General features: G+C 34.1%; 12 protein-coding genes and 1 other RNA gene. 8 read left to right on the top strand and 5 right to left on the bottom strand.

Translation table 11 applies throughout. The annotated features are described in order from the left end of the window. The first annotated feature begins 1 nt into the window (after position 1). On the top strand, positions 2-2020 hold the full coding sequence (locus tag LNP81_RS25095) for a hypothetical protein (RefSeq protein WP_230040119.1): 2019 nt from the start codon (positions 2-4) through the stop codon (positions 2018-2020). 115 nt (positions 2021-2135) lie between these two features. On the opposite strand, the gene LNP81_RS25090 is transcribed toward LNP81_RS25095, so the two are convergent. Then, positions 2136-2339: a hypothetical protein gene (locus LNP81_RS25090; RefSeq protein WP_230040117.1), complete on the bottom strand. Its 204-nt coding sequence runs from the start codon at positions 2337-2339 to the stop codon at positions 2136-2138. Between the two features lie 108 nt (positions 2340-2447). On the opposite strand from LNP81_RS25090, the gene LNP81_RS25085 reads away from it, so the two are divergent. The 5 genes from LNP81_RS25085 to LNP81_RS25065 all read left to right on the top strand — a co-directional run bounded on the left by LNP81_RS25085 (position 2448) and on the right by LNP81_RS25065 (position 7494). Beyond that, positions 2448-4796 carry a pyocin knob domain-containing protein gene (locus tag LNP81_RS25085; protein WP_230040114.1) on the top strand — a complete coding sequence of 783 codons (2349 nt, stop codon included), beginning with the start codon at positions 2448-2450 and terminating at the stop codon, positions 4794-4796. Between the two features lie 19 nt (positions 4797-4815). Then, a complete protein-coding gene (locus LNP81_RS25080) occupies positions 4816-5235 on the top strand; it encodes a phage holin family protein (protein ID WP_230040111.1) in 420 nt (139 codons plus the stop codon). Between the two features lie 7 nt (positions 5236-5242). After that, positions 5243-5683, top strand: coding sequence for a CHAP domain-containing protein (locus tag LNP81_RS25075; RefSeq protein WP_230040109.1), 441 nt, complete (start codon positions 5243-5245; stop codon positions 5681-5683). Then, positions 5680-6300: a hypothetical protein gene (locus tag LNP81_RS25070; protein WP_230040106.1), complete on the top strand. Its 621-nt coding sequence runs from the start codon at positions 5680-5682 to the stop codon at positions 6298-6300. Before LNP81_RS25075 ends, LNP81_RS25070 begins: the two co-directional genes overlap by 4 nt. 72 nt (positions 6301-6372) lie before the next feature. Further along, positions 6373-7494, top strand: coding sequence for an acyltransferase family protein (locus LNP81_RS25065; protein ID WP_230040104.1), 1122 nt, complete (start codon positions 6373-6375; stop codon positions 7492-7494). A gap of 141 nt (positions 7495-7635) precedes the next feature. On the opposite strand, the gene LNP81_RS25060 is transcribed toward LNP81_RS25065, so the two are convergent. The 3 genes from LNP81_RS25060 to LNP81_RS25050 all read right to left on the bottom strand — a co-directional run bounded on the left by LNP81_RS25060 (position 7636) and on the right by LNP81_RS25050 (position 10584). Continuing rightward, complete coding sequence (locus LNP81_RS25060; protein ID WP_230040102.1) at positions 7636-8796, bottom strand: tyrosine-type recombinase/integrase; 1161 nt, start codon at positions 8794-8796, stop codon at positions 7636-7638. Positions 8797-8917: 121 nt separating this feature from the next. After that, positions 8918-9314: a transfer-messenger RNA gene (ssrA, locus tag LNP81_RS25055) on the bottom strand. A 67-nt stretch (positions 9315-9381) separates the two neighbouring features. Then, positions 9382-10584: a serine hydrolase gene (locus tag LNP81_RS25050; protein WP_230040955.1), complete on the bottom strand. Its 1203-nt coding sequence runs from the start codon at positions 10582-10584 to the stop codon at positions 9382-9384. A gap of 240 nt (positions 10585-10824) precedes the next feature. Between LNP81_RS25050 and LNP81_RS25045 the strand changes: the two genes are divergently transcribed. After that, positions 10825-12027 (top strand): NAD(P)-dependent oxidoreductase, encoded by a 1203-nt coding sequence (locus LNP81_RS25045; protein WP_230040099.1) that lies wholly within the window; start codon positions 10825-10827, stop codon positions 12025-12027. A 120-nt stretch (positions 12028-12147) separates the two neighbouring features. Here the strand turns inward: LNP81_RS25045 and fumC are convergent, their stop codons facing one another. After that, complete coding sequence (gene fumC / locus LNP81_RS25040; RefSeq protein ID WP_230040097.1) at positions 12148-13533, bottom strand: class II fumarate hydratase; 1386 nt, start codon at positions 13531-13533, stop codon at positions 12148-12150. Between the two features lie 419 nt (positions 13534-13952). Here fumC and LNP81_RS25035 point away from each other — a divergent pair, with 419 nt between their 5' ends. After that, positions 13953-14123, top strand: a complete 171-nt coding sequence (locus tag LNP81_RS25035; RefSeq protein ID WP_194615743.1) for a hypothetical protein — start codon at positions 13953-13955, stop codon at positions 14121-14123. Positions 14124-14348 lie beyond the last annotated feature (225 nt).

Genomic DNA, 14348 nt, shown 5'->3' with positions numbered 1-14348 from the left:
CATGGCATATTCAAAAATAACAATACAATTTAACTCAATTCCGATTTTCAATGAATCAATTTATTTTGATCAAAGAAATGATGCGTATTCAAATTTTTATAGAGAAACATTCCGAGATAAAAGGCTAGGTTCTTACCAGGCAGAACAGCCGAAGTTTAACTATGAAAACGAGACATATATGGGATATGCTTCGGATTTTTATAGGACTGCTTTTAACTTAGACTATAATAGTGCTAATTTATATACAGTACAATCTGTTCGAGGTGAAGTAGGGTCAGGCTTAGGAACCGTGATAATTACTGCTAATTTTCCAAACGCAGTTTTCGAGAACGCTTCTGCTAGTGCAGATGTGACTTTTACAATTGAGAATGAGCCTGCATTACCTGATTTCAATATTACCAATGTGAGTTTTTCTCAAAGTTCAACTACGCCATGTCAGAATGTAAAAGTGAACGTGACCACAGATCACTTAGCTACCAAAGTAATTAGCCCTGTTTCCATTAATCCAAACAGTAACAATCCCATTTCATTTGATTGGCTGCGTGGTGACACTGTAAATTTGGTTGTTGAAGATTCAAACGGACAGCAAGTGGCACAAAGTCTCTCACTACCAAGTTTATTGAACGCAAGTAATTTTGTGATTAACGTAAATAACAGTCCAAATGGTGCAACGGTTGTGATTGAAAATATTAATACATCAGGATTGAATCTTGAGTATTCCTTAGACAGTTCAACATGGCAAATATTAAACACTTTTTCAGGTCTGGAAGTAGGTAATTTTACTTTGTATGTTAGAGATCAGTTAGGATGTTCTTTTAGTAAAGCTTTTTCAGTAAGTGAGTTCGGAATACAAGTTCCGTATTTCTACATGTCGAAAGCAAACGCAATAAGATATGCCAATAGAATTACCTGGGGAGATTCAGCAAATTATAAAACAGATGAAAATACCTTAAGCTTCGAAGTAGATGTAGATGTTCCTTATAAAGAAGTTCAACAATTTCAAAGTGCTGATATTGTTCCAACACAATTTAAATCTAATTATAGCAATATTGTAGCGAAAATTATTAAAGAGGATCTTTCAGAAGTTACTATTCCCATCGAAAAGAAAACAAGTAACATTGGTATTAAAGACAAACGTGATGCAAGGAAATACAATTTAGGTGACGGTAGAACAGGAATATACTTTTTGTCTGGAAACACATATAATTATGATACAAATGCTGTTACTGGTACATACTCTTTAAATGGTAATTTGCCAGAGTGGGCCATCATCGGTAATTATATTATTGTCGGAACTTCTTGGTTTTTAATTGAGGAAATTGCTTTTGACGAAACAAAAAGCGCTGATGTTGTGATCTTCTCACAAAGTTATGCCGGACCTGAAATTAATCTTGTAGTGGGTTCTATTTTTAATAGATTCAATTATGAGGTCTATGAATACTACATTGACATGGTTGATTATATTGATCAACATTTCAGTGTTGAGCTTGTGAATTCAGATCCCAATTTTACCACAATTACGCATCTGAGTGAAGAGATCTGGTGTAAGGTGAAACATGAGGATACTGTAGAAATTAAATACAGAAATACGACAAATACTGATGTATTTTATGCAACCGGCATTGAGTTTAAAGTAAGAGTGCCGCTCACAATTCAAAAAGGCGTGCCGGATGAGGAAAGTGAAATTCATAAAACTGATACTGATACAATTCTTTTAACGGCAGATTTATACGAAGGTGATCAATTTGTTTTTGAACCAACTACCAAAGAAATTTGGAAAAAGAACATGATCGCTTTATCACATGAGAAAGTATGGGTAAATGGAGTAGGATATGTCAAAAACGGAAGCTTTAGCACCGAGGGTCCATTGGAGAAATCAAACCTTTATGTATTAACTGCCAATATGCTTAAAACAGGAAATGTTTATAATTCACAAGGAACTGGTAATATTGATTTTGATGGAAGTCAAGTTGAAGTACCAGGATTAATTTCGACCGAATCTGGATATGTAAGTTACTAAAAGAAGAAAGCCTCTAATTGCTTAGAGGCTATTTTATTTAAGCAATAAGTAAATCCTTCTTTATGTGCCGCCAGCCGTATTAGGTATCTGACGGAACGGCTTAAATATTATTTAATTATTTGTTCAAATCTTTAAACTGTTTTCCATCAACATGCACACTTCTGTTGTCATGATAATGATGGTGATGCACAATTGTTGTTGAATTATCAACGTATTTCTTCGAGTCATCTCTATCAGGAAAAAGAGCATTGCCAATGCCTTTGCCGATCATCCAACATCCACCCACAACAACGAAAAAAAGTACAACTATAAATCCCATAAAGCAAAGTTATTAAATATTAATCTTTTAGCTAATTCAAATTGTTATTTAGAATGATTCTAAATAGAATAATATTTTTTACATTTGTTGGATAAAATATTCATTATCATGAGCTTTCAATCCTTTATTACTCAACAAGTCGCTGCATTAACTGAAAGATTAAATGCAATTGCAAATAATGCCAAGAAAATCATCGAATTACCATGGCAATCAGTTTTGCGTCCAGAATCTGAAATTCATGTAAGTGATGCCGGTACATCATTTAAAATCAAGATTCAACAAATATTTGATTGGTTTTATTCAATTCGTCAAAATCAATTATTATCAGCTAATATTTCTGTTCTAGTAAACGAGGTAAAGGTTGCATCCGGCGCACAATGGATCATAGGCAATGTAAATTATTCAACAATTAGTGATACTTCATTCACTATTGAATATGCTGAAGATGGTTATACCCGAAATGATATTTTGGTTGCTGACAAAAACAATCACATCATTCGTGTCATTGGCCCTGAAACAGTAGGGATTTCGCCGACTCCGCCAACTCCAATTGATACCGTATTAGTTACAATTATTAATATTACAGATGCAACGATTGGTAATACACCACCGATAGTAGGAGGAGATTACGAGAAAGTGATCAATAAACAAAACTCTTTGGCAGTTGATGGGAGCGGAACTAAATATCCTACGGTTGATGCGGTTAATGCAGGTCTAGCTGCAATTGTAGTTCCTGATGCTACGACAGTTGTAAAAGGAATTGTAAAACTTGCGGGTGATCTTGGAGGTACAGCAGATGCTCCAACAACACCTACAGCGTTACATTTAACAGGAAATGAAAATTTCAAAGGACAAAAAAGCTTTACTAATTCAGATTCAGGTCAAGCACTTTTTTCAGGTGTTCAAAATAGAACCTCAGGCACACTTGTTACTTTTCAAACTGGGTCTAATATTTCTGGCGGAACCTTATTAAGTATAAATAGTACAGGAGGAGATTCTTCTACAAATACATGTAAATTATTGGTTTTAGATACAGGAGTAAGTTCATTGGGAATGCCTTTTACAGTATCAAAATCAGGAGTAGTTAAAGCTACAATAGACAAAGAAGGTAATATCATAACTACGGGTAATGTTTCTGGAGCCAATCCTACTACTGCAAATCATTTAGTAACTAAATCCTACGCGGATGGTTTGGTTGTTGGTCTTTTGGATGACAGAGGATCTTATAATGCATCAACAAATGTATTTCCAACAACCGGAGGAAGTGGGACAAGTGGGGCAGTTTTAAAGGGTGATCTGTGGTACGTGTCGGTAGCCGGAACTTTAGGAGGTAAGGCGGTTTCTGTAGGCGATTCTTTCAGAGCGCTAACAGACGCACCCGGACAGACTGCAGGGAATTGGAGCGTATTAAGTTCTAACTTAGCGTATGTTCCGGCAAACGATGCGAACGTGGTTCATAAAACTGGAACAGAAACTATAACTGGATCAAAATCATTTGATACGACAAGCGGGTCAACAGCGTCGTTAAATGCTACAGTATCAGGAACAGGAACAGCCGCGGCAACTATAAATGCTTTAAATTCAGGAGTAGGTTTAATTGTATCAGGATTTAATTCTTTTAATAGAAACATAGCTACATTTTCTAATTATGGAACATTGACAAGTGCCTCTATAATCACAATAAGGAATGAATCAGGTAGTGTAAATTCAGATTTTTTAAATTGTTCTAACCCGACAATAGGTACAGTTTCTAGAATTAATAAAACGGGGGATATTACAGCAAATTCCTTTATTAAGATCGGAGGTCTTGCAACCGAATATTTAAAAGCCGATGGCTCAGTAACTACATTAACAAACCCCATTACAGGAACGGGAACACCTAATTTTTTACCGAGATTCACAGGGACTGGGGCAATTGGAAATAGTCAGGTTTTTGATAATGGTACTAACGTAGGTATAGGAACAACTAATCCCCTCGATAAGTTTCAAGTTAATTTGGCAACAAATAAAAATGTTTTCATTAGGCTAGGAGGAAACAATCTCCCATCTATTGGTTTTTTAAATGACGCGGGTAATTCTTATGTAGCTGGTGAAATTAATTTTAATAACTCTTTAATGCTTACAGGAGGAAATGTTTTAATTGGAACTGCAACAGACAACGGAGTAGACAAACTGCAAGTTAATGGTACTATTTCAGCAACGGGTATTTCAGCACCCTCATTAGGTGCTACTAATTTAGATACAGTATTTGATAGTATGCCGAATAACTCAACATCAACATTTTTAGCAAATAACGGGGGAGCAACATCTAATGCGCCTACTTCTAACTTATGCTCTGTTAACGTATACAAGGCGTCAGCCTCTTATGGAACAATGCTCGCTATAGATTTATCTAGCAATAAACTATACACAAGGTCATCACACGGGAGCGGGTGGGCTGCATGGGTTGAAAAATAATAAATAATAAAAAACGAAAATGATTTTAAAATATATACCTGATGGTAGTTTGGTAATTGGATTACTAATTATGTGTGCTTTAGATTTTGTGTTTGGGGTTACAAAAGCAACATTGACAAAAACTATTAGAACTTCGAAAGGGTTCAGAAAAACATTTACCAAATTCACTCAATATGGAGGTGCTATTGTGATGGGCATAGTTCTTTTAAATATAAAAAGCGTTAGCGATAGCAGATTTGGAAGTGAATACTCGAGTCTATTTGGGGATTCGATGATAAGTATAATGATTTACATTGAAGTTGTTTCGATTTTGGAAAACATGGAAGTCATAGGAAAAGATACTGATTTTGTAAAATATTTTATCAGACCAGTTCGACGATTAATCACTTTTCAAGTAAAAAATTTATTCTCTGATACAGGGAATATAATAACTAAATAATTATAAAATGAATGAGATTTTAAGGATTGCAGAAAAAGAAATTGGTCAAAGTGAAAAACCAGCTAATTCAAATAAAACACCGTATGGTAAATGGTTTGGTTTGGATGGTGTTGCCTGGTGTGGAATATTTGTTTCTTGGTGTTATGCTCAGGCTGGATTTCAGTTGCCTAAAATAGGTTTTTTGAAAGGTTACGCGGGTTGTCAAACTGCTGTCGCCTATTTTAAAAAAGTAAATCAAATTACAAATGATCCGGTCGAAGGTGATATTGTTTTTTTTGATTGGAATGCAGATGGTAGATATGATCATACTGGACTTTTTGTAAAATGGATAAATGATAAAGAGTTTCAGACGATTGAAGGTAATACTGCTGTTGGAAACGATAGTAATGGTGGAAATGTGATGAAGCGAGTTAGAAAAAACAAAAATGTAATATTTGTACATCCATGATTTCTTTTAAATTGTTAGGGGATAATATTAAGCATGTACTTATTATTGTTTTGGTTGTGGCTGTCGTTTGGTTTTATAAAGATTACACTTTCCAAAAATCTGAAAATTTAAGGCAAACCGAAAATGCCAGTCAATTAAGGAAATCCGAAACGCTTCTTTTTACTACTCAAATTTTGAACGAAAAAGAAATGAACGATTATCTGAAGTATCAAAATTCCGATCTGAAAAAGAAATTAGATAATGCCGGTATAAAGGCAAGTCGAATTGAAAGTATAGTATCTAATTCTTATAAGTACCAGGATACAACCAAAAGAGAAACGGATCTTTCACGAATTGTAGAAGCTGTAAGGAATAATACTCCCACAAGTCAGGAAGTGATAGATACGTTGAATTGTTGGACGACAAAGGGAATTATTACTTACGAGAATAATAAACTTAAATGGCGTGTATTGGATAGGCAGTTCAATAATAAGTCTGATGGTGTTCTTTATTGGGAACGCCGCCAATGGAAATTTTTAGGTATTAAAACTCGGTTGTTTGGTAAAAAGGAATTTACATCTCAAAATTTTGATGATTGCGGAGAAAGCCGGATTATGAAAATTGAAAAGAAAAAATGATATATGACCTACATGAAAGTGAAATTTCATGTAGGTTTTTTATTTACATTTGGCTAAAGTTAAATTAAGCTAATGTTTGGGATTTTAAAAATTGATATAGGTAATAATAGAGTTTACGGTTTAGATATTATTAGGTGTTTGGCAATATTTTTTGTAGTTTTTGGGCATGGAAATTTATTTATCTCAGATTCCACTGCTAGATATTTAGAATATTTTGTTTTTGATGGAGTTAGTATTTTTTTTGTTTTAAGCGGTTACCTGATCGGATCAATACTTATAAAGGAAATTGAAACTAAGCCTTTCACAACAGATGTGTTAATTAATTTTTGGAAAAGAAGATGGTATAGAACATTACCGAATTATTTTTTAGTTCTAAGTGTGTTGATTATTCTAAGTTATTTTTTTACCAGTAATTTTAATTTAAGTGACTCCCTTGCATACTATATTTTTTGTCAAAATTTATATTATCCTCATCCAAATTGGTTTCCGGAAGCGTGGAGTTTAAGCATTGAGGAATGGTTTTATATAATTATTCCAGTTGTTTTATTCTGTTTAATTCGCTTTTTAGATCTTAAAACAAAAAGATCAGTTTTACTTACTGCAATTTTGGTAATATTTTCAGTTACTATTTTTAGATATTTCAGGAGTATGGAAATGGTATTGTTAACGGGCGGACAGCGTGATTTGTATTTTAGAAAGCAAGTATTTACTAGAATTGATAGTATTATGTTTGGAGTTTTAGGTGCCTATATTGCTTACTTTTATAAAAGCTTTTGGATTCACTATAGAAAAATTCTGTTTGCAATTGGAGTTGTTTTGTTAATATCTAATAGGTTTTTTATTAAAGGAGAATTGAATTCTTTTTATACTACCAATTTTGCCTTTACTTTAAACTCAATTGGTACTTTGCTTATTTTGCCTTTATTAAGTCAAATAAAATCAGGTAAAGGATTCGTTTATAAAGTGGTAACTTACATCTCGCTGATTTCATATTCAATGTACCTGATAAATTTGACTTTAGTTAAAAATTGGATCATTTCAAATATGGGAATTGATTTTATAAATTCATATTTTACATTAATTATAAATTATTTTCTGTATTGGATTTTTACAATTGTGATATCAATTTTCCTCTACAAATATTTTGAGGTGCCGACCACTAAGTTAAGAGACAATAAAAAAAGCGATCAATAACGATCGCTTTTTCTTTTTCTCCAGCTACCGTTATGATATTTGTCGCTAGGATGTCCTTGAAACTTTTTAAATAGCAATGCTACTACAAGGACAATTACTGCTACTGTTATTACAATGTCGGATAATTCCATTTGATAATTTTTAAAAGTCCGGTGACTTTTCCATAATTTGGTTTCTATTTACTTCTTTTACAACTTTTGCATATCTCAAAGTCATCATTTTTGAGGTGTGGCCGTATAGTTCACGAAGAGCATCAAGTTCTACGCCTGCCAGAATTTTTTTGTTTGCTCCAAGATGTTTTAACGAATACATGTTGACATTTATTTTAAGTCCGTCAATAATTAATTTTCTCCATAATTTAGAAGCACAATCTCTATTCAATCTTCGCGGCCCAGGAATGAAATCTAAATCTTTTTTTAATCCACGATTTGTAAATTCTCTTTTTGAACCAAATACAAAATATTCATCCGGATAATCGGATAGCTTCATTTCTTCAAAGTAATTTTTTAAAAATGGATTCAATGGAACTATTCTTTCGATGTCGGTTTTAGTGATTTCCGGAGGTAATATAATTTGTGATTTTTTAAGATCAATCATTTTTAGCTTTATGTGCAAAAGCTCTTCTGGTCTAATGCCGGTATGAAAGATCGAAATTATGTACACGTAAAAACTCGGGAATTCAGCAAGGATCTTTTCCTTTATTAGTTTTACTTCTTCATCAGTTGCCGGAGTGAAAGCAGTAATTTCGCCAACCTTTAAAGATTTTATTCCGTGCGCTGGGTTATTCTCTATTATGTCCCATTGCATCAGTTCAGACAAAATTGCCTTTAGATAACCTAAATTTTTATTGAATGACTTATTCGACCACTTTCGCTGCTCTTTTGTTTTCTCAATAATTAATTTTATATGGATCCTTTTAGTATCGGCTACAAGAAGCTTCGTCATATTAGTAGCTTTTAAAGCTTCTTTTATGAATTTTACTGTGCTCTTATAACCGCAAAGAGTTTTGCTACCTAGATTTGGCGTTTTCTTTTCAATAGCAAAATCTAAAGCTTCGCTAAACGTCAGGCTGCTAAAATTATTTACTACATCCGGAACATTTGGATTCCATCCTTCCTTGAGTTTTTGAAGTAAAGCATCACAAATTATATTTGCTTCGGCTTCTCTTTTCTTAAGATTTGCAATGTAGTTTATTCCGTATTTGTAACGGAAGAGTTTGCCGCTATATCTAAAAAAGACAAACCACGGCTTTGAAACATCGTCATACTTGACAAGCTTTGGGATTGTGTAAATTGATTTCATTTTAATTTGTTTAAAAATTAAAATGTTTGCGGGGACATTAAATCAATTATTTGTAATTCTGTTCACTTTTTGTTCTCGAGTTTTAAAAACTCATTGTAAACCCCTGTAAAACAGGGGTTTTTTGTGGAGTCGCCGGGAATCGAACCCGGGTCCAAACAAGCAACTAAAGAGCTTTCTACACGTTTATTTCCTGATTGGATTTTCGTTGTTAAGCTAGGTCAGGAACAACCACTCAACACTTATCTTCTTAATTTCGATCTCCACCCGAAGCTCATGGAAATCTAGGTCTATTTTTACGGTTCTCCTGGACTGACCGCCACAAACCAAGGCTTTCAAGGAGAATCCAGCTTCCCTATCTGATAGGGACGTGGCTTAATCTTACTATAATTCGGATTATGCAGCTAAAGCGTAGTTATTTTCGCCGTGTAAAATTGTAAGATCTTATATTTACGAGCAAGGTCTCAATGCTCGACGTGCTTACTTTTCAATTCGACTTGCTGTCAAAACCAGTCGACCCCAAAAATGAGTTTGCAAATTTATACTATTTGAAGTTAGTTTTGTAATAAATTTTTCAGAAAAATAATATTATTCTTCATCCTTGAAATTAAACGGATAATCACCAAAAATAGGAGCCAGTTTACGCACCGCATAGGTCTTCGTTGTCATTTTATTGGATAAAGCAATTATGGTAACATGCTCTTTCATTAACGGAATATACGATGACGTATTACCATGCCACCAACCGTTATGGAAATAATAGTTTTGTCCGGTTTCCCAATTGATCATTCTAATTCCTAAACCGTAGTTTTTTGTGCCTTTTCTTTCATTACTATAACCGGTATAAACTTGTTTTAAAATTTCAGGTTTTAAAAATCCGGGAGCATTTCTGGCACGGTCAAATTTTAAAAGATCTCTCGCAGTCGAAAATACGTTTTTATCTCCGTAAACATTGTCCAGGTAATCAAAACCAATTTCGACACCATTACCTTTATAGGAAGGAACAATTTTTTTTCTGTCCTTATCATCATCAAAAACATAGGTATGTGTCATGCCTAAAGGTTTAAAAATCATTTGAGACATCGCTTCTTTGTATGATAGCCCCGTAATTTTTTCGATAATAAGCGCAAGCATTGCATAATTGGTATTGCAATAACTAAAACGTGTTCCGGTTTTAGCTTCTAATCCAATATCTTTTGTAGCTAAAATATCAAGAATATCTTTATTGGTCAGTTGATTGTGTCTGTCCCAAACCGACTTGTCTCTGTCTGTAAAATAAGCGTAATTACGCATTCCGCTTCTGTGAGATAATAACATTCGAATCGTACAATCCGGGTAAGGAAATGTTTTTAAAATCGTATTTACTTTTTGGTCCAAATCGATTTTACCGGCATTAACCAATTTTAAAACTGCGGTTGCAGTCAAAACTTTGCTTACAGAAGCAATTTGCACCGGAGTTTCGGCTGTAATCTTTGTTCCTTCGTTTTTATTGGCAAAACCATTATATCTTTCAAAGATTATCTGACCATTTTTGGCCACTAAAAAACTTCCGTTCATGCTATTGTTCTGCCAGTTTTTAGTATAAAAATGGTTTATTCTTCCGGCAACTGAATTTATATAAGCTTGTGAAATTTTAGTTTCATTCGCTAACGGTTTCATTTTAGGTAAAGTATCTTCGACTTCTTGCGTTGTATCTGTTTGTGTTTTTTTGTCTTTACCACAAGAGGTTAAAACTAGTATTGAGAAAAGTATTTGTGGTATATTTGTTTTTTTAAGGAGGCTCATTTTCATCATTCTTTAAAAACAAATATATAGAATTCAATATTTATGTTTTGTCTTTTTTTACTGTTTAAAAAGAGTATTTTAACAAAATATTAAGACGTAGTTTAATTAGTTGATTGTTATTCAGCTTTTAACGGTTTTAAAACATTCTAAATTGTATTTTCACAACAAAACTTTAACTAAATTTGTTATATTTGAAACAAATTGAAGTTAAAAAGTTATATTAATAATTATTTTAATCCGCTATAAATGAAATTTGGAATTATAAAAGAAAGAAAAAATCCACCGGATCGACGTGTTGTATTTTCACCAAATGAACTTGCAAAACTGAAACAAACGTATCATGATGCTGTTGTTGAGGTAGAAAGTTCTGATATAAGGATTTTTTCTGATGTTCAATATAAAAGTATGGGAATCACTGTGACAGACGATGTTTCCGGTTCTGATGTTTTATTTGGAGTAAAAGAAGTTCCTGTAGACAGCTTGATTGCAAATAAAGCCTATTTCTTTTTTTCTCATACGATTAAAAAGCAGCCTTATAACCAGAAATTGTTGAAAGCAATTTTAGAAAAAAATATCGATTTGTATGATCACGAAACTATTGTTGATGATCAAAATCGCCGTTTAATTGGTTTTGGAAAATACGCCGGAATGGTTGGTGTTTATAACGGAATACGTGCTTTTGGGATAAAATTCGAATTGTTTAAATTACCAAAAGCTGAAACTCTTGCCGGAAAAGATGCCTTAATCGCGCATTTGAAACGTCTTAATTTACCAGCATTAAAATTTGTAATTACCGGAACCGGAAAAGTGGGGAGTGGTGCCAAAGAAATTCTTGATGCTATAAAAGTAAAAGAAATTACGGTCGAAAATTATTTAACCAAAAATTATGCACAACCTGTGTATGTTCAGTTGGATGTTTTAGAATACAATAAAAGAATAGATGGTGTTGAAAAGGATTTTAATGATTTTGTAGCACATCCTGATGAATATGTTTCTGATTTTGAAAAGTTTACTAAAGTCACGGATATTTATTTCGCAGGACATTTTTATGCAACCGGAGCCCCAATGATTTTATCGAGAGAAATGCTGAATGCCAGTGATTGCAAACTAAAAGTTGTGGCTGATATTTCTTGTGATGTTAACGGTCCAATCGCGTGTACTTTGCGTTCTTCGACAATTGAAGAACCTATCTATGGCTATTTTCCTTTAGAAGACAAAGAGGTTGAGGTTTTTCACCCGGCAGCAGTGGTGGTAATGGCAGTAGATAATTTGCCATGTGAAATCCCAAAAGATGCCAGCGAAGGCTTTGGAGAGCAATTTATGGAACATGTAATTCCTGCTTTCTTTAATGGAGATAAAGATGGAATTCTGCAACGCGCCAAAATAACAGAAAACGGAAAGTTAACCGAGAGGTTTAGTTATTTACAAGATTACGTAGACGGAAAATAGGAGGAAGTTGTGAGTTATGAGTTATGAATTGTAACTTTTAGAAATAATAAAAAAGCAGAAGATTTTTTTTAATCTTCTGCTTTTTTACTTTAACTCATAACTCATAACTCATAATTTTTTTTAAACCATTTCCTCTGGTTTTACCCAGCTATCAAAATCTTCTGGAGTTACATAACCCAAACGAACCGCTTCGTCTTTAAGAGTTGTTCCGTTTTTGTGTGCGGTTTGGGCGATCTCGGCTGCTTTGTAGTATCCTATTTTAGTGTTTAAAGCCGTAACTAACATTAATGAATTGTCTACCAGTTCCTTGATGCGTTTGTAGTTGGGCGCGATTCCCTGAGCGCAATGTTCGTCGAATGAAACGCAGGCATCTCCCAATAATCTTGCTGATTGCAGGAAGTTTGCTGCCATAACAGGTTTAAAAACATTAAGTTCATAATGTCCCTGCATTCCGCCCACGGCAATTGCCATATCATTTCCTATTACTTGTGCGCAAACCATTGTTAAGGCTTCGCATTGCGTTGGATTTACTTTTCCGGGCATGATTGAGGATCCTGGTTCGTTTTCTGGAATATGAATTTCTCCAATTCCGGAACGTGGCCCTGAAGCTAACATTCTAATATCGTTTGCTATTTTGTTTAATGAAACAGCTAGTTGTTTTAAGGCTCCGTGTGTTTCTACGATCGCATCGTGTGCTGCCAGAGCTTCAAACTTATTCTCGGCAGTTACAAAAGGTAGATTGGTAAATTTTGCGATGTATTCGGCAACTTTTACATCATAACCTTTTGGCGTATTTAGTCCCGTTCCTACTGCGGTTCCTCCAAGAGCAATTTCTGATAAATGAGATAATGTATTTTTTAGCGCTTTTAATCCAAAAGATAATTGAGCGGCGTAACCTGAAATTTCTTGTCCTAAAGTTAGAGGAGTAGCATCCATAAGGTGCGTACGTCCAATTTTTACAACATCTTTGAACTCGGTTGCTTTCGCAGCTAAAGTAGCGTGCAGTTTTTCGACTCCGGGAATAGTAGTTTCGATTACCATTTTATACGCTGCAATATGCATAGCAGTAGGGAAGGTGTCGTTTGATGATTGCGATTTGTTTACATCATCATTGGCTTTGATAAATGGTTCACCTTCGCCAATATTGAATCCTTTTAAAACTTGTGCACGATTGGCAACCACTTCGTTTACATTCATGTTGCTTTGTGTTCCTGAACCGGTTTGCCAAATTACCAATGGAAATTCATCTTTAAGTTGTCCGGCAAGAATTTCGTCGCAAACGGCTGCAATAGCGTCACGTTTTTCGGTAGGTAAAACGCCTAAATCGGCATTGGCGTATGCGGCGGCTTTTTTTAGGTAAGCAAATCCTTCGATGATTTCTTGTGGCATTGAGGCCGAAGCGCCAATTTTGAAATTGTTACGGGAACGTTCTGTTTGTGCTCCCCAATATTTATCGGCTGGGACTTGTACTTCGCCCATAGTGTCTTTTTCTATTCTGTATTTCATGATGTTATATATGTGTGATTATTGTTTGTTGTTTAATGTTTGTATGGTAAATGGAACGCTGATGAAACAGATTTACTTTGTGACGCGGATTTACACGGATTTTTTACTGGTATGCTTACTATTTCTTTAGTTAATAGAAACTTCTTTTTGAAAACTATTGACCTAGCCCTGATGGGAGCGGCATCCTTTTGTGTCCGCGGCGGCGGACACAAAAGATATAGTGGACAGCAGGAATCAGCTCCTGAAAACACTCATGTTCTTATAATTTAGCTAGTTAAATAATAATCGAAAAAATCCCTTATTTAAAATGAGTTTAAATATACGGATTATTGTGATTTTATGAAAATTGATTTAGTTTTTATTGCTAAGGAAAAATATAAAACATACATTTGTCGTTACATTCAAAAATTCCGGAAAACATGTTTGAATTTTCACAGTACTTAGGCTTTTTACTTTTCTTGACCATACTAACTATAGGGTTTTGGTTGATGTTTTTCTTAGTTGGTTTCGTATCTTATTGGGTTACGGGAGCAAGCTGGGAACTTATCAAAGAGAAAAGAGCAAAGAAAAAAGCAGAACAAGCAATTTAATTTTAAGTTGACTTCATAAAAAAAGGACCCGTTTTTACGAGTCCTTTTTTTTATGCAAATAAATGAAATTCCAAAAATAAAAAAATCCAAAACCTATACAGAAAGAAAAAATTTACCGCAAAGAACGCTATGGTTTTCTTATTATTAGCTTTTTATAAAAGGCATCCCGAAGCGTCGGGACGCAAAGCTTTATGTTGATTTAGCTTTGCATTCTTTGTGTTCTTT

The organism is Flavobacterium piscisymbiosum, assembly GCF_020905295.1.
GTDB classification, from domain to species: Bacteria; Bacteroidota; Bacteroidia; order Flavobacteriales; family Flavobacteriaceae; genus Flavobacterium; species Flavobacterium piscisymbiosum.
This window is presented reverse-complemented; position numbering and strand designations above follow the sequence as displayed.